Source organism: Nocardia sp. Tas62D01 (assembly GCF_055232035.1).
Map to the genome: position 1 here is coordinate 6448735 of NZ_JBUYUZ010000001.1, position 16171 is coordinate 6464905.

Annotated in this window: 15 protein-coding genes; 6 read left to right on the top strand and 9 right to left on the bottom strand. The window is 62.9% G+C overall.

The genetic code is table 11. From position 1 onward, the window contains the following. Positions 1-72: 72 nt before the first annotated feature. The 5 genes from ACV7NQ_RS30770 to ACV7NQ_RS30790 all read right to left on the bottom strand — a co-directional run bounded on the left by ACV7NQ_RS30770 (position 73) and on the right by ACV7NQ_RS30790 (position 5034). On the bottom strand, positions 73-387 hold the full coding sequence (locus tag ACV7NQ_RS30770; RefSeq protein ID WP_463362789.1) for a hypothetical protein: 315 nt from the start codon (positions 385-387) through the stop codon (positions 73-75). Positions 388-551: 164 nt separating this feature from the next. Further along, the gene (locus ACV7NQ_RS30775) at positions 552-1172 is read right to left on the bottom strand and encodes a TetR/AcrR family transcriptional regulator (RefSeq protein ID WP_463362790.1); all 621 of its coding nucleotides are present in this window, start codon (positions 1170-1172) and stop codon (positions 552-554) included. Between the two features lie 46 nt (positions 1173-1218). Then, entirely contained in the window at positions 1219-1980 is a 762-nt protein-coding gene (locus tag ACV7NQ_RS30780) for a 3-hydroxyacyl-CoA dehydrogenase (RefSeq protein WP_463362791.1), read from the bottom strand. A gap of 95 nt (positions 1981-2075) precedes the next feature. Continuing rightward, positions 2076-3257 (bottom strand): thiolase family protein, encoded by a 1182-nt coding sequence (locus ACV7NQ_RS30785; RefSeq protein ID WP_463362792.1) that lies wholly within the window; start codon positions 3255-3257, stop codon positions 2076-2078. 547 nt (positions 3258-3804) lie between these two features. After that, the gene (locus ACV7NQ_RS30790) at positions 3805-5034 is read right to left on the bottom strand and encodes an ISAs1 family transposase (RefSeq protein ID WP_463362793.1); all 1230 of its coding nucleotides are present in this window, start codon (positions 5032-5034) and stop codon (positions 3805-3807) included. Positions 5035-5347: 313 nt separating this feature from the next. On the opposite strand from ACV7NQ_RS30790, the gene ACV7NQ_RS30795 reads away from it, so the two are divergent. Next, positions 5348-6112 carry a crotonase/enoyl-CoA hydratase family protein gene (locus tag ACV7NQ_RS30795; protein ID WP_463362794.1) on the top strand — a complete coding sequence of 255 codons (765 nt, stop codon included), beginning with the start codon at positions 5348-5350 and terminating at the stop codon, positions 6110-6112. 234 nt (positions 6113-6346) lie between these two features. After that, positions 6347-7183 (top strand): transposase family protein, encoded by an 837-nt coding sequence (locus tag ACV7NQ_RS30800; RefSeq protein WP_463358528.1) that lies wholly within the window; start codon positions 6347-6349, stop codon positions 7181-7183. Between the two features lie 231 nt (positions 7184-7414). On the opposite strand, the gene ACV7NQ_RS30805 is transcribed toward ACV7NQ_RS30800, so the two are convergent. From ACV7NQ_RS30805 to ACV7NQ_RS30820, 4 genes are all read right to left on the bottom strand, one after another. Further along, complete coding sequence (locus tag ACV7NQ_RS30805) at positions 7415-8509, bottom strand: CaiB/BaiF CoA transferase family protein (protein WP_463362795.1); 1095 nt, start codon at positions 8507-8509, stop codon at positions 7415-7417. 538 nt (positions 8510-9047) lie between these two features. Next, a complete protein-coding gene (locus ACV7NQ_RS30810; protein ID WP_463362796.1) occupies positions 9048-9881 on the bottom strand; it encodes a mycofactocin-coupled SDR family oxidoreductase in 834 nt (277 codons plus the stop codon). A 109-nt stretch (positions 9882-9990) separates the two neighbouring features. Continuing rightward, complete coding sequence (locus tag ACV7NQ_RS30815) at positions 9991-10185, bottom strand: ferredoxin (protein WP_463362797.1); 195 nt, start codon at positions 10183-10185, stop codon at positions 9991-9993. After that, the gene (locus ACV7NQ_RS30820; protein ID WP_463362798.1) at positions 10185-11399 is read right to left on the bottom strand and encodes a cytochrome P450; all 1215 of its coding nucleotides are present in this window, start codon (positions 11397-11399) and stop codon (positions 10185-10187) included. Before ACV7NQ_RS30820 ends, ACV7NQ_RS30815 begins: the two co-directional genes overlap by 1 nt. A 224-nt stretch (positions 11400-11623) precedes the next feature. Between ACV7NQ_RS30820 and ACV7NQ_RS30825 the strand changes: the two genes are divergently transcribed. The 4 genes from ACV7NQ_RS30825 (at position 11624) to ACV7NQ_RS30840 (ending at position 16170) form a co-directional block, all read left to right on the top strand. Beyond that, a complete protein-coding gene (locus ACV7NQ_RS30825) occupies positions 11624-12793 on the top strand; it encodes a sugar ABC transporter substrate-binding protein (protein WP_463362799.1) in 1170 nt (389 codons plus the stop codon). Further along, positions 12790-14334: a sugar ABC transporter ATP-binding protein gene (locus tag ACV7NQ_RS30830; protein WP_463362800.1), complete on the top strand. Its 1545-nt coding sequence runs from the start codon at positions 12790-12792 to the stop codon at positions 14332-14334. The genes ACV7NQ_RS30825 and ACV7NQ_RS30830 overlap by 4 nt, the downstream gene beginning before the upstream one ends. Before the next feature lie 38 nt (positions 14335-14372). Next, positions 14373-15398: an ABC transporter permease gene (locus ACV7NQ_RS30835; protein WP_463362801.1), complete on the top strand. Its 1026-nt coding sequence runs from the start codon at positions 14373-14375 to the stop codon at positions 15396-15398. A gap of 124 nt (positions 15399-15522) precedes the next feature. After that, the gene (locus ACV7NQ_RS30840; protein ID WP_463362802.1) at positions 15523-16170 is read left to right on the top strand and encodes a TetR/AcrR family transcriptional regulator; all 648 of its coding nucleotides are present in this window, start codon (positions 15523-15525) and stop codon (positions 16168-16170) included. Position 16171: the final 1 nt, after the last annotated feature.

Consider the following 16171-nt stretch of genomic DNA (forward strand, 5'->3'; position numbering starts at 1 on the left):
CGCGGTTTGTTTTGCGGTGACCGGAGGCGCTGGCACCGCCCTGCTGGCGATCTGGATCCTGCGCGGTCTGATCTACACCAGCACCACTCCGGCCAACCCGATCGACATCACCAAACTCGCACTCACTGTCGCTGATGGCGTAGGCGCCGTTGTCGTCCTGTCGTCGCCTACTACCGCCAACGCGACATCGGACAAGGCCGCTTCGACGAACGCTTCGGCGCGGCCCCCGCGCAACTCGGGTCCAGCCAGGTCGCGGTCCGTATCGCCGGCGTCTACGCGATGGTCGGCGTCACCGACGAAGCCACCGGCCTGCGCCGCCGGCAATGTATCGACGTCCTCTGCGGCTACCTTCGCATGTCTTACTCCCCGGAACTCGGTGCCAACCATCAGACCAAACACATCCAGAAACGCACAGCCACAGGCCCCGCTGACTCGGATATCTGAGTTGATCCAGGGTGTGAGAGTCGTGCGGCCCACGTTGTGGGCGACCGGAACAAGCCGCGCCGCGCGCCCGCTCGGCGGTCACGGCGACGTGAGATCGGCGTGCACGGTCAACTTGTTGCGCCTACGGTCAACAGGGCGATATCGACATATCGGTTGGCGACCTCGGGTGGGCTCAGCGCGCCGTCAGAGTGGTACCAGCGGCCGATGGATTGGCACATGCCGAGCAGCGCTCGCGCTGTTTCCACGGGTTCGGTCGCGGTGAACACACCGTCGCGGACTCCGTCGTCGACGATCTGGAACATCAGGTTCTCGATCTCCTTGCGGCGGGCCGCATAGCGGGCGCGGTTGCCGGGGGACAGATGTCGCGTTTCCGAGTCCAGCGCCGCTAGGCGGTTGCGGTGTGTCATATGCAGCACGATCGCTTCAATTACGTTGACCAGCCGCGACCGGGGGCGGGGGTCGGCTGCCGCGGTGGCGGCCCGGACCCGTCGGCTCAGGTCGCCGGTGCTCAACTCGAGCAGGGCGACCAGAACCCCTTCCTTGTTCTCATGGTGGTAGTACAGCGCAGGTACGGTCTGCCCGACGCGACGGGCGATGTCGCGCACTGTGGTGCCGTGGAAGCCGTGCTCGTAGAAGGCGTCGAGCGCCACCTCCAGAATGGGGGTGAGCTCGAGTTTTTGGACATGCCGCCAATCGGCGTCGACGGCACCGCCACTGCTCTGACCCATTGACCACCTATCGAACATGCTGCCGGACAGCGTGACGATACCGGGGTCAGCGCGGTGCCATCCGGATGGCACCGTCGAGACGGATGGTTTCGCCGTTGAGCATGGGGTTTTCTACGATGTGCCGGGCTAGTGCAGCGTACTCGGCAGGGTCACCGAGTCGCGAGGGGTGCGGAACCTGAGCACCGAGCGAGGCAACGGCCTCCTCGGGCAGGGTGGCGAACAGCGGAGTATGGAACAGGCCGGGCGCGATGGTGACCACTCGGACCTTCAAGCTCGCCAGGTCCCGGGCGATGGGTAGGGTCATACCGACGATGCCGCCCTTGGAGGCGGAGTAGGCAGCCTGGCCGATCTGGCCGTCGAACGCGGCGACCGAGGCGGTGTTGATGATGACGCCGCGTTCCTCGCCGACCGGGTCGGTCTTCGAGATGCGTTCGGCCGCAAGACGGATCACGTTGAAGGTGCCGATCAGGTTGACGCTCACGACCTTCGTGAAACTGTCCAGCGGGAATACGCCATTCTTGCCGACGGTCTTGACCGCGTTGCCGATCCCCGCGCAGTTCACCGCGATCCGCAGCGTACCCAGCTCCTCAGCGGCGTCCAGCGCGGCCTCGATCTGAGCTTCGTCGGTCACGTCGGCGGCAGCGAAGACCACTCCGTCGCCGAGTTCCTTGGCGACGGTTTCACCTGGCGATGACGGCAGGTCGACGATCACCACTTTGGCACCCTTGCCGTGCAGTTCCCGCACGGTGGCCAGCCCGAGTCCCGATGCGCCGCCGGTCACCACCGCGACGGTGTTGTCGATCTCCATATGAGTTCCCTCTCCTGATGCATTGCTATCGGACGACGGCCGCGAGGCGGCCGTTGATGAGTTCTGCGGCCTCAGCGGCCGGACCGACAGCGCCGCTACAGCCGTTCGATGATGGTGGCGTTGGCCATGCCGCCGCCCTCGCACATGGTCTGCAGGCCGTACCGGCCGCCGGTCGCCTCGAGCTGATTCAGCAGTGTGGTCAGCAGGCGGGTGCCGGACCCACCCAGGGGGTGGCCCAACGCGATCGCGCCGCCGCGGGGGTTGAGCCGCTCGGGGTCGGCACCGAGTTCCTGCTGCCAGACCAACGGTACCGGCGAGAAGGCCTCGTTGACTTCGTAGGCGTCGATGTCATCGATCGACAGCGCGGACCGGGCGAGGATTTTTTGCGTGGCCGGGACGACACCGGTGAGCATGAGCAGGGGATCGCTGCCGGTGACGGCGAAGCTGTGGAACCGGGCTCGCGGCCGCAGCCCGAGCGCCGCGGCACTTTTCTCGCTCATGATCAGCACTGCCGACGCCCCGTCGGTGAGCGGTGAGGAGTTGCCGGGCGTGATTTTCCAGTCGATCTCCGGGAAGCGGCGGGCCAGTTCCTCGTTGTAGAAGGACGGCCTCAGTCCGGCCAGGCTCTCGACGCTGGTGCCGGCTCGCACCGTCTCGTCGATGGTGAGGGTGCGCTGTGTCCCGTCCGGCTCGTCAACCGTGATCGGCAGGATCTCGCCACTGAAATCGCTTGCCGCAGCGAGGGTGTGGGAGCGGGCGGAGAACTCGTCCAGGGTGGTGCGGTCGAGCTTCCACTTGGCGGAGATGATCTCGGCTGAGATGCCCTGGCCGACCAGACCCTCAGGGTAGCGGGTCGCCACTGCGGGACCGAATGCGTCTTTGCCCATAGGTGCGGTCCCCATCGGGACCCGGCTCATCGACTCCACCCCGCACGCGATCACGATGTCGTAGACGCCCGCCATGACGCCTTGGGCGGCGAAGTGCGCGGCCTGCTGGCTGGAGCCGCATTGGCGGTCGATCGTGGTGGCTGGAATCGCTTCGGGGAAGCCAGCGCCGAGTACGGCGCTGCGGGTGATGTTGAGGGCTTGTTCACCCGACTGGCCGACACAACCGCCGATCACATCGTCGAGCAACGCGGGGTCGAGGCCGGTGCGCTCGACCAGACCGCTGAGCACACGCGACAGTAGGTCGGCGGGATGGACGCCGAACAACTGACCGCCGGGCTTGCCCTTGCCGGATGGGCTACGGATCGCATCCACAATCACCGCGGTTGTCATATCTGTGTTTCCTTTCTGATCAGCTCGTTAGCCTTGGCCTGGCGCGCACGAACTTGTCGGGTGTGTGGCGGCCGACCTTGCCGGACTCGGCGCTGCTGAGGAGCCAAATGCGCACGCCGGGCGTCGAGCACCGGTTCGCCCACCGGATCCCAATACCGGGCGCACCCTGGCGGTCGGCGCATGCGCATTGCTGCTGTACTGCTGCACTACCGGGAGCACCGTTGCGCGGGTCCGTTCCTCGCTGGGCTGCACAGCGGCCGTGATGTTGGGGTCGAACTCGATCTGCACGGCACCTCCTTCGAACCAATTTATCTATCGATCGCTAAGTAGAGAAGACCTTGAGGCCGGTCTGGTTGTCAAGGGGCTGGACGGGCATGTGCGCATTGCCGCAGGACTGTGACCGTCGGCGCGCCTGTGTGGCCAATCGAGTGATGCTGGCCGAGGGGTGGAGGCGCGCCGGACGGTCACGCTCTGAGCGGGCGCTGCGAGACGGTGGGTATACGACGACTGCTCTCGGGGGGAGGGGGCAGGGCTCCGGCGTTGTCGCTTAAGCTGCTTCTGACCAGCTGTTTTTTGGTTTCATTAGCAGGTGTATGCCTCTATCTGGGCTGAACGCGGTGGTGCGGCAGGCCTCGGCGATGTTGGTGGCTCCGTCGAGACGGTGGAGGTTCATCGCGGTGTTTCTGAGCGTGGCCGCGACTTGGGGAGCATGGCCGGTGCGCAGAGTGCTGAGGTCTTCGCCGTAGGTGACATCACGGACCCAGTGGACCGAATTCTCGATTCCCCAGTGTAGGCGCAACCATTCGGCTATCTTCCTGGGTGTGGCGTGTTCGAAGGGCAGACTGCACACGGCGTAGACGGTCTCGAAGGTCCGCTTGCCGGTGCTGACCAGGACGCGTTCACGGGTGACTTCGATGATCTGGCGGGCGTGGGGGAACCCGAGTCCTCGTGTCACGGTGAGGACTTTGAAGGTGCGGGTCTCGATACGGCCGTGGCGTGGCTTGTCGTCGCTGTCGGTGCACACCACCGGCACCGCGGCCCAGGGCTGGGCTTTGATGCGGGTCAGCAGGCCGGGCTGGTTGGATTTTACGGTCATCAGGTAGTGCGATTTCAGCTTTCCGCAGATCAGCTTCGCCGTCGCGGTCTGCGTGTGCATAGCATCGATGGTCACCAAAAGCGTTGTGCGACTGAATAATTGCAGTAATTTCCGGACCGTTGGGATCTCATTGGTCTTCGAGGCGACCGCCAACTGGCCCAGGACCAGGCGGGTGTGGTGGGCGAACATCGACACCAGGTGCGGTGCCCGGCCACCACCCAACCGTGCACCTCTCACGGTCTTGCCGTCCAGCGCGACGGCCATCAGCTCCGTAGTGGTGTCGACCGTGGCGGCTATGCCGGCGAAGTAGTCGCCCAACCGTTGGTCCAGGTCGGCGGCGTCGAGGCGGGCCATAATCGTGCGCAACGTCTTCTCGCTCGGGCGTCGGACCCGGATGCCCAACTGCGTCAACACTTCCGTCGGCGCGGTACGGGTCCAACAGGCGATCCCGGCCACCGACCGCATCCCGGCCGCGGTGGCCAGGATCATGATCGCCAACAACGCGGTCAACGGGTAGCGGACCCCGCGTGGATCGCGGGGGTCGGGCACCGTCCCCAACATCTGTAGCAAACACGGCGCGATCACCCGGTCCTGCGGTAGCGGCGACGGTGCCGGTTCGACGCGCCGACGGGTCAACACCTCCACCACGGGCTCGGCAAGCGATACTGGACCAGCGGACACGGGCGACTCCGGAAATCGATTCAGGCGTAGGAACCTTCATCGTCACCGAGAAGCCCGTGTCCGCCTCGCATCCCGAACCGGCGTGTCGCGCAACCGGTTTCCGCAGCTCATGACCTAGACCCCGACAACGCCGGAGCCCTGTGGGGGAGGGGGTGGATATCTGACGAGAGCAGATATCGAAGCCGCGACGCTGTCGCACTTGCAAGTATTTACTTAGCGATCGATAAGTAGATAGTCTGTGGCCGGATCACTGGACCTGCCTTTACGACCCGGTTTGTAGGCGGCCCCACGCATAAGGAACGAGGAGCAGGAAATGACCGACAACGTTCTGACTGAGTTCGGCGACAGAATCGCGACGATCACAATCAATCGGCCCGATGTTCGCAATGCGATCGACCGCGCGACCGCCGAAGGTATCGCCGCTGCGGTCGACGAACTCGAGGCGCGATCAGACCTGGTGGTAGGCATCCTGACCGGGGCTGGCGGCACGTTTTGCGCGGGCATGGATCTCAAGGCGTTCGTGCAAGGCGAGAGTCCAGTGGTACGTGGGCGAGGTTTCGGTGGGATCACCGAGATGCCGCCGACCAAGCCGCTGATCGCTGCGGTGGAGGGCTGGGCATTGGCGGGCGGTTTTGAACTGGCTTTGAGCGCAGACATCGTGGTTGCCTCGCGGGAGGCTGTATTCGGAATCCCCGAGGTTAAACGGGGGCTGGTCGCTGCGGCGGGAGGACTATTGCGGCTGCCGAAAGCGCTGCCGTATCAGCTGGCGATGGAGATCGCGTTGACGGGGGATCCGCTCAGTGCCGAGGTTGCGCATCGGCACGGACTGGTAAGTATGCTTACCGAGCCGGGCGGGGCGTTGGCCGCGGCGCGCGAGCTCGCTGCCCGCATCGCAGCGAATGCGCCGTTGGCTGTACAGGCGACCAAGCAGATTGTCGCGGGTGCCGTTCGATGGACCGATGGCGGCGCGTTTGCAGCGCAAGCTGAGCTTGTCAAGCAGGTGGTCCGTTCCAAAGATGCGCGAGAAGGCGCAAAAGCATTTACCGAGAAGCGCGCTCCTGTCTGGCGAGGCGAGTAGGTCGGTATCCGACATATTCCCTATGGTTGATTTCACTGAACTGGTCGTCGTCGGCATATTCAGCTGATTCACTTTGTCGCGATCGATTGTCGACCACCGACCAGGAGGCTTATTCATAAGCCTGTCCCGCAATCGGCTGTGGCATAGCAACTCTCGTGGCCTGTGTGGCCGGTGAGACGGTGATCGCACTGCTTGATACGTCGGCGCGTCGCAGCCGAATTGGCAACGGCCCTCATGTATCTCAGTTCGTGGAGTTACGAAGTCTACGAGCGAGAACGAGGGCCGTTGCGGTACAAGGCTATTACGGGGCTGACCGATGGGCAACTGACGGAACTGACTGCCCGGGTACACGAGACCGTCGGCGGGTTCGAGTCGGCCGGTCGCCCTTACGCGTTGAGCTTGTTCAGGTCTGTCGCTTTGGTGGTGTCGTTGATGCGCAGAAACCTCGTCCAGGATGTCGCGGGCGCGTTCTTCGGGATCAGTCAGTCCACGGTGAGCCGCCGCTGGGATCTGCTGCGACCGGTGATCGCTGACGTACTCGAAGAGTTCGTTCCCAACCCCCGCGACGTCATCGGAGTCGGGTCCGTGCTGGTGGACGGCACAATCTGCCCGACCTGGGACTGGTCGGCGATCCCGGACCTGTTCTCCGGAAAAACCCAGTATCCGGGGTTCAACATCCAGATCGCCGCCGACCTCGACGGCAGGCTCGTCGCGGTCGGCATGACGATCGTGCACGGCGCCCGACACGACGCGCACGCATACGCCGCCTCCGGACTCGCCGACCTTCTCGCCGAGATCGACACTGTCGCCGATTCCGGTTACGTCGGTGTCGACGGAATCGATCTGGTGCCCTACAAGAAACCTCCGGGCCGCGAACTGCACGAGAGCCAGGCCGCGTTCAATACCGCACTCTCCGGAATCCGGGCCGCGGTGGAGCGAGCCGTCGCTCACCTGAAGACCTGGCGCATGCTCAGCGAGGAAGGCGGCCGCTACCGCGCGCCAGTCCACAAATTCCCCTCTGCCCTGAAAACGATAGTCGCACTGCACTTTTTCGCGGAGGCTTATGAATAACGCTCCAGGTTGGCGTGAACTCGGTGTTACTCGAACAGCCTCGGCCGTCGCGTGTAACGGCCGAGGCAGAGGACTGCGTGCCTATCGCGGGGACCTCTCGGGGTGCTTTATCGGTGCCACTCCGACTTGTTCCACATTCCGATGTCAGCGGGCTACCCGAAGTCGAGCCGCTATGTTGTGCGGACGACCGGGATTGGGAGCCGGCTTCTCGTGTTCTGACCGGGCTGTTCGTCAGATCCAAACGGTATCGATGTCGACGCTCTTGCGCGCTGGCGGGGTGGGTGGATCGGCGGGGGTGCGGGAGAACCGAGGCGCCGGGGCATGCTGGGTGACGCCGTCGAGCTCGATCAGCGACCCGCGAGCGGCGATGTGCTCGTTGGCGGATGCCTCCGCGAACGTCAGGACAGGCGATACGCAGGCGTCGGTGCCGAGGAAGATGGCCGACCACTCCTCGCGGGTCTTGGAGAGGAACTTGTCGGTGAAGATTTTCTTCAATTGCGCCCAGGAGGAGATATCCATTTGCCGCGGCAGTTCGGCGGGGTCGAGTTCGAGTCCCCGTAGCAGAAGCGCGTAGAACTGCGGCTCGATCGCACCTACCGCCATGTAATTGCCGTCGGACGTCTCGTAGGTGTCGTAGAACGGCGCACCGGTGTCCAAGATGTTTACGCCTCGCTCGTCGGACCAGACGCCCCGGCCGCGGAATGCCCATATCATGTGGGCCAGTGCCAGTGTGCCGTCGACCATTGCGGCGTCCACGACCTGGCCTTTGCCGGACTTTTGGCGCTCCACCAACGCAGAGAGGATCCCGAAGACCAGGAACATCGAACCGCCGCCGAAGTCGCCGACCATGTTCAGCGGCGGTACGGGACGCTCGCCCTTTCGGCCGATGGCATGGAGGACACCCGTTAGAGAGATGTAGTTGATGTCATGGCCGGCGGCGCCGGCCAGTGGGCCTTCCTGGCCCCAGCCGCTCATCCGGCCGTAGACCAAGCGGTCGTTGCGTGCGAGGCAGACATCAGGTCCCAGGCCGATACGCTCGGTCACCCCGGGGCGGAAGCCCTCGAGGACGACGTCGGCGCGTTCGATCAGCGCTAGCACCTTCTGGACCTGCGCGGGGTCCTTCAGGTTGGTCTCGACCACGCGGCGACCGCGTTGGATCTGGTCGTGCGGGCCCTCATGCGGAATCATTCCGGGACGCTGGACACACACGACGTCGGCGCCGAGATCGGCCAGTAACGCAGCGGCATGAGGGCACGGTCCGAGGCCTGCGAATTCGATAACGCGAATGCCCGCGAGCGGGCCCTTCTTTGGAGCTGGATCAGACACGTGAATTCCTCATTTCGATATGAGACACCTGTCGAATCGACCATGATTTGCGACACGAGGAGCGGTCGTTCCGGTTGCGACCAGACGGTAGATCTTCTGGGTAAAAGGTGGAGCGGTCGCGGATCTACAGTGGATCCGCATCTTGGACGCTGACACCGCCACAGACATTGCCGCCGATCTGCAATCGCGCCGCGCCTCTCCTGCGACGCTTCGGAACTACATGCGAGGGTCTCAACGTGTCTGACGGGCCGTCCGTCAAATCCAGACGTCGACGTCCTCGCAGGTCGGCGGGGAGAGACCTGCGGCGCTGTGCATTCCGTGTCTCCACCCCGTGCGGCGACAGAGAATGCACCGCATTCTTTTAATTGCGCTGGGGTTGTGAGTTCGGCTGCTCCCGAGTCGGAGTAACGGGCTGCGGGTTCGCGCTTCACGGCAATCTACGGGTAGATTGCCGTGAACAGCGGGCAGCCGTGGTCGACAGCATCCACTTGTCCCGAAGCGAAACCCGTTCCGAGACCCCATCTATCGCTTGTTGGGACTACGCACTGTTGGACGCGATCAAGCCCGCACTGACGGTCATGGCTTCGCCGGTAATGAACTTGGCCTTGTCCGAGACGAGGAACATGATTGCGTCGGAGACGTCCTGGCATTCGATCCATGGCACGTTCTGGGGATGCATTTGGTTCATCCGTGGTTTGATGTCCTCGAGTGTCGGATTCTCCAGATCGGGTCCGAACAGGTCATACACTTGCTGATGCTTGATCAGATGGGTGTCGACACTGGTCGGACAGATTGCGTTGACGGTAACACCGAACGGTCCGACATCGATGGCTGTGCCTTTGACGAATCCGATGACGCCGAATTTTGCGGCGATATAGTGAGCGCAGTTGCCGTAGGCCTGCCGCCCACCCATCGAGGAGGTCGCGACGACACGTCCGTAACGCCGCTCGACCATATGCGGGAGCACCGCACGCACAGTGTTGAAGACTCCGGTCAGGTCGATGTCGATGGTTTCTTTCCACTGCGCCGGTGCGAGTTCTTGCGCGGGCGCCATTGTCTGGATTCCGGCGTTGGCGAGCAGGATATCTACCTTGCCGAGTTCGTTGATGGTCCGGTCGACGAAGGACTGGACCCGGTCGTAGTCGCGGACGTCGACTGTGTCGGTGATAACTCGCACGCCTTCAGCTTCGGCGAGGCGTCGTGTTTCTTGCAGGTCGTCTTTGGTGGCTCCCTCGTAGGCGGTGCCCATCTGTTCGCACACGTCGAAGAGTGCGACATCGACACCGGCCCGAGCGAGGTTCACCGCGTGCGATCGACCTTGCCCGCGGGCGGCGCCGCTGATGATGGCGGTCTTGCCTCGTAGATCAGACATTTCAGAGATTCCTTCGATTCGAAATTGTGGCGCCGGCCGGAGAAGCCCGCGCCCTCGTAGCGTCTTAGGGGTCTGGAGGGTCGCGACGCCGTCGACCCGCCACGTCAGGTCACGGCACTATCGAAATCGCGCGCTCCGGGCAGCCGGCAACGGCTGTCCGTGCCGACTCGAGTCGATCGGCATCGAGCCCGCCGGTGACGGACAACTCAGCGAAGGCTTCCTCGTCGGGGGCGAAGAGCTTCGGATGATGGTTGTAACAGTTGCCATGCCCCTGGCACAGGGTTCGATCCAGTTGAATACGCATCAACGGCCCTTCAGTGCAACGGGTAGTGCACGGAGGCCGCGAGCTTCGCCGCCGGTCCAGATCAGTTTGCTGCGATCGGTGACTTCGAACTCGCCCAGCCGGTTCAGGCCTTCCTCCAAAGCCACCTGAACCATCGCGCGGGCGTAGTGCGAGCCGACGCACCGGTGTGGACCTGCTCCGAAAGACAGATGCCGGTTGGGGGACCGATCAAGCACGACTTTGTCGGCGTCGGAGAACATCTCCGGGTCTCGGTTAGCCGCACCGAATGCCAAGAGGACCTTGTCGCCGGCATGCATCGGGCATCCGCCGAGAGAGCTATCCCGGGTTGCGGTTCGGGCCATCTGGTTCACCGGTGTGGTGTACCGCAGGAACTCGTCAACAGCTGTAGGGATCAAGTGCGGATGGTCACGGAGTTCTTGCCGGCCTTCAGGGTTGTCGGCCAACCACAGCAACATGCCGCCGATCGCCGAGGTGGTCGTGTGCAGCCCACCAAAGGTGAGCAGCAACAGCATTGGAATGATCGTGCTATCCGTCAGTGGTTCCTCATTGAGAGTGCCCTCGAGGAGCGCGGTCATGAGGTCCGGGCGTGCGGGCGCAGCGCGTCGTTGCTCGACGAAAGCCTGGAGATACGCGAAGAATTCTCCAGCCATCTCCGCGGCGCCTTCGCGCTCCTTGTGCTCACCGACGATGTGCTCGACCCAGTTGTCGATCTTGGCGAGATCCTCGTCGGGATACCCCACCAACCGCAGTGCGACCGTCTTCGGGAACGGTGCAGCAAATGCCTTCATGAGGTCGACCTCGGGCAGGCCGCTGATCTTGTCGAGCAACTCGACAGCCAGGGCCCTGATCGATGGCAGGTGTTCTTCCACGACCTCCGGTGACATGCGGACATTGAGGATTTTCCGGTACTCGCGGTGGTCGGGCGGGTCAACCTCGAGTGGGATGAACGGAGGGAAAGGTAGGGCAGGGATATTGACGCCCTGCGCGGAACTCAATGTCGTCGGATCTCCCGCGCCGGCCAGGACATCGGCGTACCGGCTGAGCACATGGAACCCGCCGTAGCGCGGACTCCAGACCCCCGTGGCCGCCCGCATCGAAGCCCAGGTCGGAGTGGGATCTTCGATGACCGCAGGGTCGAAATGATCGAAGTCGATGACTGTGGAGCCAGGGGGAGGGGTGGCTGAAACGGATCCATCGGTAGCCGATTGGCTCATGACAAGGCCCTTCTTTGAGACATGTGACACGGTGTGTTCTTTGTTATACCCGCGCACGAAACCGATCACAAGGGGGTCCAAATCTGGACTTCCCGAATCATGTTTATTGCCAAGCAGATTGCATCGTCAAGTAGGCGGGCGCTCACTACCTTCGGCCATTGACGCATCCGGTGGCCGTACGTATGCTCCGGATCACATCCAGCACGGATCGTGAGGAGAAACACATGTCGATCATGAGGTCGGAGCATCGAGGGATGCGGATGGGAGCCCGCCCGGCGTTGGCGCTGCTTGCCGTGGTGATGGCAGGTATGTCGATCACCGCATGTAGCGATAACTCCTCGTCGGTGGCAGACAGTGGCAAGGCCGCCGCAGGGCCGTCATCTGACGTAGGCGTCAAGGCACAACAGTTTGTATCCCCTTACCTCCAGTCGCCCACTGCCATCACAGTGACCGAGCCGCTTCCGGCCCCGCCTGCGAAGGGCAAGACCTTTGTATGGATCTCGTGCGACGCCGCGACCTGCACCGATATCGGAGCCGGAGTCAAGGAGGCGACAGAAGCTGCGGGCTGGAACTTCAAGACACTGAGCTTCAAGAACGCTGACCCGTCTTCGCTGGTGGCTGCGTTGAATCAAGCTTTGGACTTCTCGCCGTCTGCTGTCGGCTTCGCCGCGCTTCCCGAAGCGGTCTGGTCGAGCGTTGTCCCGGCCTATCAGAGGGCGAACGTCATGCTGGTCCCGGCAGTTGTCGGGCCGGTTACGACGAATGCGACCGTTCCGGCCAACATCTTCCCGGATGCCAGTCAACGCACCCAAGGCGAAATCCTCGGGAACTACGCCGTGGCCGACTCGGACGGGTCCGCCAAAGCACTGCTGGTGAAGGTGCCCGACCTGGTGACGCTCAACGCTTACAACCAGGGCGTACAGAACGCCTTCGGCTCGTGCGCGAGCTGCAAAGTGAGCACTGTCGACGCAAGCCTTGCGCAGGTCGCCGGCGGCCAGTTCAACAGTGTTGTTGTCTCGTCCCTGCAGCGAGACCCCAGCTTGAAATACGTGATCCTGCCCGCTGTCGAGTTCGCTCAGGGACTGCCGACAGCGCTGAAGACTGCGGGCCTCTCGGACATCAAGATCCTGGGCCCGGGCGGGTCACAGGAGGACCTGAACAACGTCATGGCAGGGACCGAGACCGCGATCGTGCCTTTCAACTCTCACTATTCTGGCTGGCTCGTCGTCGACGCCGCTCTGCGGCACGATGCCAACCTCGCGTTCCCCGCAGATTACGGGCAGACACCGCTGCAATTGTTCACGAAAGCGAACACGACGAAAGCATTCAGCCAATACGAGGGACCTGCCAACTTCCGTGACAAGTTCAAGACACTGTGGAAGCTGAGCTCGTGATCGGAACTCACGCCGGTCCGGCGAAGATCCAGGTGTCTGGGCTGTCCAAGTCCTTCGCCGGCCAGCTGGCTCTGGCCGGCCTCGACCTCGCGGTCGAGGCCGGCCAGGTCCATGCCTTGCTCGGCGGAAACGGATCCGGAAAGTCGACATTTATCAAGATCCTCTCCGGGTACCACAAACCGGATCCCGGTGGCAAAGTGCTGATTTCCGGGCAGGAACTGACATTCGGATCACCCGAATCCGCACGAAGTCTCGGGTGCCGCTTCGTGCACCAGGACTTGGGGCTGATCGATAGTTCATCGGTGCTTGACAACCTCATGTTCGGACGAGGTTTTCCGCATCGTTTCGCCACCGTTCGGGAACGTGAAACCCGCGATCGAGCAGTTGAGAGCCTGGCGAGGCTCGGAATCAAGATTGATCCTCACACTCTGGTGGGCCAACTGTCGCCGGCGGAAAAGACCGGCGTAGCGGTGGCCCGAGCGCTCGGTTCGACCGATGGCGACCAGGTGAGCCTGCTCGTGCTGGACGAGCCGACAGCTGCGCTTCCACACGACGACGTGGACCAACTGCTGGAGACGATGCGGACGGTCAGTACCCATCGAGTTGCAGTCATCTTCGTCACGCACCGGCTCGAGGAGGTGCTCCGCGTCGCCGATGAAGTCACAGTGCTACGTGACGGCCGGCGAGTCGCCTCCCGGGCTGTATCCGGATGGGATCGTCCACAGCTGGTCGAAATGCTCGTCGGGAGTGAACTCGAGGACGCACACTCGGTTTCGCAGGAATTACCGGACAGCCATGACCCGGCTTTTTTCACGGCGCGTGGTATTACCAGCGGACCGCTGACCCATTTCAGCCTCGAGCTCCGGCCGGGCGATCTCGTGGGAATCGCTGGGATCACCGGCTCGGGACGCGACGTGGCGTTAGGAGCGATCTTCGGGGCTGTCGAACGTGATGCCGGCACCGTCACACTAGACGACCAGGAAGTGCCGCCAACTCGGCCCGCGGCATCCATACGCGCAGGATTGTCCTTCCTGCCAGCCGAACGGCGCAGCCGAGGAGGGGTGTTCGGACTGTCGGCACAGGAGAATCTCAGTCTCGGCGACCTCGGCAAGTTGTGGCGGTTTCCGTTCCTGCGCCGCTCGCTGGAACGTAGACAAACCAGGTATTGGTTCGAGCGCCTTGCCGTACGGCCGGTCACCGGCATGGACATGCCACTGTCGGCATTCAGCGGTGGCAACCAACAGAAAGTCCTACTCGCGAAGTGGCTCAGTCGCGCACCGCGGGTGCTGCTCGTCGACGAACCAACTCAAGGAGTCGACATCGGCGCGCGCGCGAAGATCCACCAGGAGTTGCTCGACTCCGCCCGGCAGGGCGCGGCAGTGGTGATCAGTTCGTCTGACATCGACGAACTCGTGGCGCTGTGTCATCGGATTCTCGTGCTTCGCGGGGGCCGTGTGGCGACCACGCTGAGCGGTGGCGATCTGACCGTCACTAATATTTCGAAACAGACGCTGGCATCTATACAAGAGGTAACGACGTAATGAGGCTTCCCCCGTTAGGACTCGATCGCTTCAGCGGGATGTATTTATGGGTTCTCTTCCTGTTCGTGTTCGGAATGTGGACACCGAACCTTTTCCTCACCTCCGGCACACTTCACTCGGTAGCCTCGAATCAAGCGATCAGCGCGATGCTGGCGCTTGCGATCGTCATTCCGATGGCCGCGGGTTCCTATGATCTCTCGGTCGGCGCGCTTGCCAATCTATCCACTATTATCGTGGTGAAATTGCAGACCGGCAGCGACTGGGGTATGTGGAGCTCAATCGCCTTCGCGGTGGGTGTCGCGGCTGCAGTTGGGGTGATCAACGGTTTCATCGTGGTCAAACTGCGTGTGAACGCTTTTATTGCCACCCTGGGTACGGCTACGATCATCGGGGCGTTTCAGACCATCGTTTCTGGTGGCAGCCAACCGCTCTCCCCATTGTCGCCGGCGTGGAGGAACCTGACCCAGTCCACCGTTTTCGGTTTCCAGATCGTTGTCGTGTATCTGCTCATCCTTGCAATTCTTGTGTGGTGGGCACTCGAGCACACGCCAGCCGGGCGTTACATCTACGCCATCGGCGGCAACGAAGAAGCTTCGCGTCTTTCCGGCATTCCCGTAGGCCGGTGGCGTTGGCTGACGATGATCGCATCGTCGACCATCGCCGGTGTTGCGGGTGTCTTGTATGCGTCGTTGACCGGACCGTCCTTGACGTATGGTCCAGGGCTGTTGCTGCCCGCCTTCGCGGCCGCCTTCCTCGGATCGACGCAGATCAAGCCGGGCCGGCCTAATGCATGGGGGACTGTCCTGGCCGTCTACGTTCTTGCTACCGGAGTGAAGGGAATGCAACTGGTCACCGGTGTGCAATGGCTCAACGACATGTTCAACGGCACGGCGTTGATCTTCGCGGTTGCCTTCGCTGTGTGGCGGCAAACCCACCGTGGTCGAGGGATGCGAAGTCGCAACAAGGGCTCGGCCCGGACTGGCACGAAGGGCGGCACCGCAGCCGATCCAGCCGACAACCGCAGCCCCGAACAAGAATCCAGTCCGATCGTCACGGTATCCTGAGCCTGCTGCGCTTTCTGGGCGTGCTGTTCAGGAAGCGCAGCAGTACAAGGGAACCCGAAAACCGTCAGGTCGCAGGCGACCATCCTGTGTGCCGATGGCCCCGGTTGAAAGGACTGCGTATCAGATGACCAGCAGCGCTGTCGGATCGAGCACTTCTGGTCGGCGGCGCCGTCCTGGTGAGGTCCGTGAGGTGATAGTGAGCGCGGCGACCCAGTTGTTCGCGAAGAACGGGTATGCGCGGACGACCACCCGCGACATCGCGGCCGCAGCAGGTGTCGCGGACTCTCAACTTTTCCGGCACTTCACCAATAAGGCCGACCTCTTTCGTGCCGCGATACTCGCGCCGTTCACCGAATACTTCGTCGACTATCGGCGCAAGTGGGAACAGCAGCAGAACTCCCCGGTCAGTACAGAAGAACTGATCCGCATATTCGCCGAGGGTTTCTACGACTTCCTGCGCCAGCGCCGCGACCTTGTTCTCGCCCTGATCGAAGCGAATCAGTTCGACTCGGAGTCTTTGGGAGGTATGGACTTCGGGCTCGGAGATCTTCTCGCAGAGCACGAACGTCTGATCGCCGCCGAGGTAAGCCCACGAGACCTCTCCGGACTGGATATCCCGGTGACTACTCGCGCAAGCGTATCGATGATCATCGCGATGGCCGTACTCGATGACTGGCTGTACCCGCGAGGCCAGCGTCGCCCCAGTCGCCGGCGAATCATCGATGAGATGGTTGCTCTCTTGCAGTACGGTGTCGCAGGGCGACCGTCCTGAC

Bases quoted from the DNA above. Each gene is read 5' to 3' on its own strand.
- ACV7NQ_RS30770 (WP_463362789.1), bottom strand. From the start codon at position 387: ATGGTTGGCACCGAGTTCCGGGGAGTAAGACATGCGAAGGTAGCCGCA.
- ACV7NQ_RS30775 (WP_463362790.1), bottom strand. From the start codon at position 1,172: ATGGGTCAGAGCAGTGGCGGTGCCGTCGACGCCGATTGGCGGCATGTC.
- ACV7NQ_RS30780 (WP_463362791.1), bottom strand. From the start codon at position 1,980: ATGGAGATCGACAACACCGTCGCGGTGGTGACCGGCGGCGCATCGGGA.
- ACV7NQ_RS30785 (WP_463362792.1), bottom strand. From the start codon at position 3,257: ATGACAACCGCGGTGATTGTGGATGCGATCCGTAGCCCATCCGGCAAG.
- ACV7NQ_RS30795 (WP_463362794.1), top strand. From the start codon at position 5,348: ATGACCGACAACGTTCTGACTGAGTTCGGCGACAGAATCGCGACGATC.
- ACV7NQ_RS30800 (WP_463358528.1), top strand. From the start codon at position 6,347: ATGTATCTCAGTTCGTGGAGTTACGAAGTCTACGAGCGAGAACGAGGG.
- ACV7NQ_RS30810 (WP_463362796.1), bottom strand. From the start codon at position 9,881: ATGTCTGATCTACGAGGCAAGACCGCCATCATCAGCGGCGCCGCCCGC.
- ACV7NQ_RS30815 (WP_463362797.1), bottom strand. From the start codon at position 10,185: ATGCGTATTCAACTGGATCGAACCCTGTGCCAGGGGCATGGCAACTGT.
- ACV7NQ_RS30820 (WP_463362798.1), bottom strand. From the start codon at position 11,399: ATGAGCCAATCGGCTACCGATGGATCCGTTTCAGCCACCCCTCCCCCT.
- ACV7NQ_RS30825 (WP_463362799.1), top strand. From the start codon at position 11,624: ATGTCGATCATGAGGTCGGAGCATCGAGGGATGCGGATGGGAGCCCGC.
- ACV7NQ_RS30835 (WP_463362801.1), top strand. From the start codon at position 14,373: ATGTATTTATGGGTTCTCTTCCTGTTCGTGTTCGGAATGTGGACACCG.
- ACV7NQ_RS30840 (WP_463362802.1), top strand. From the start codon at position 15,523: ATGACCAGCAGCGCTGTCGGATCGAGCACTTCTGGTCGGCGGCGCCGT.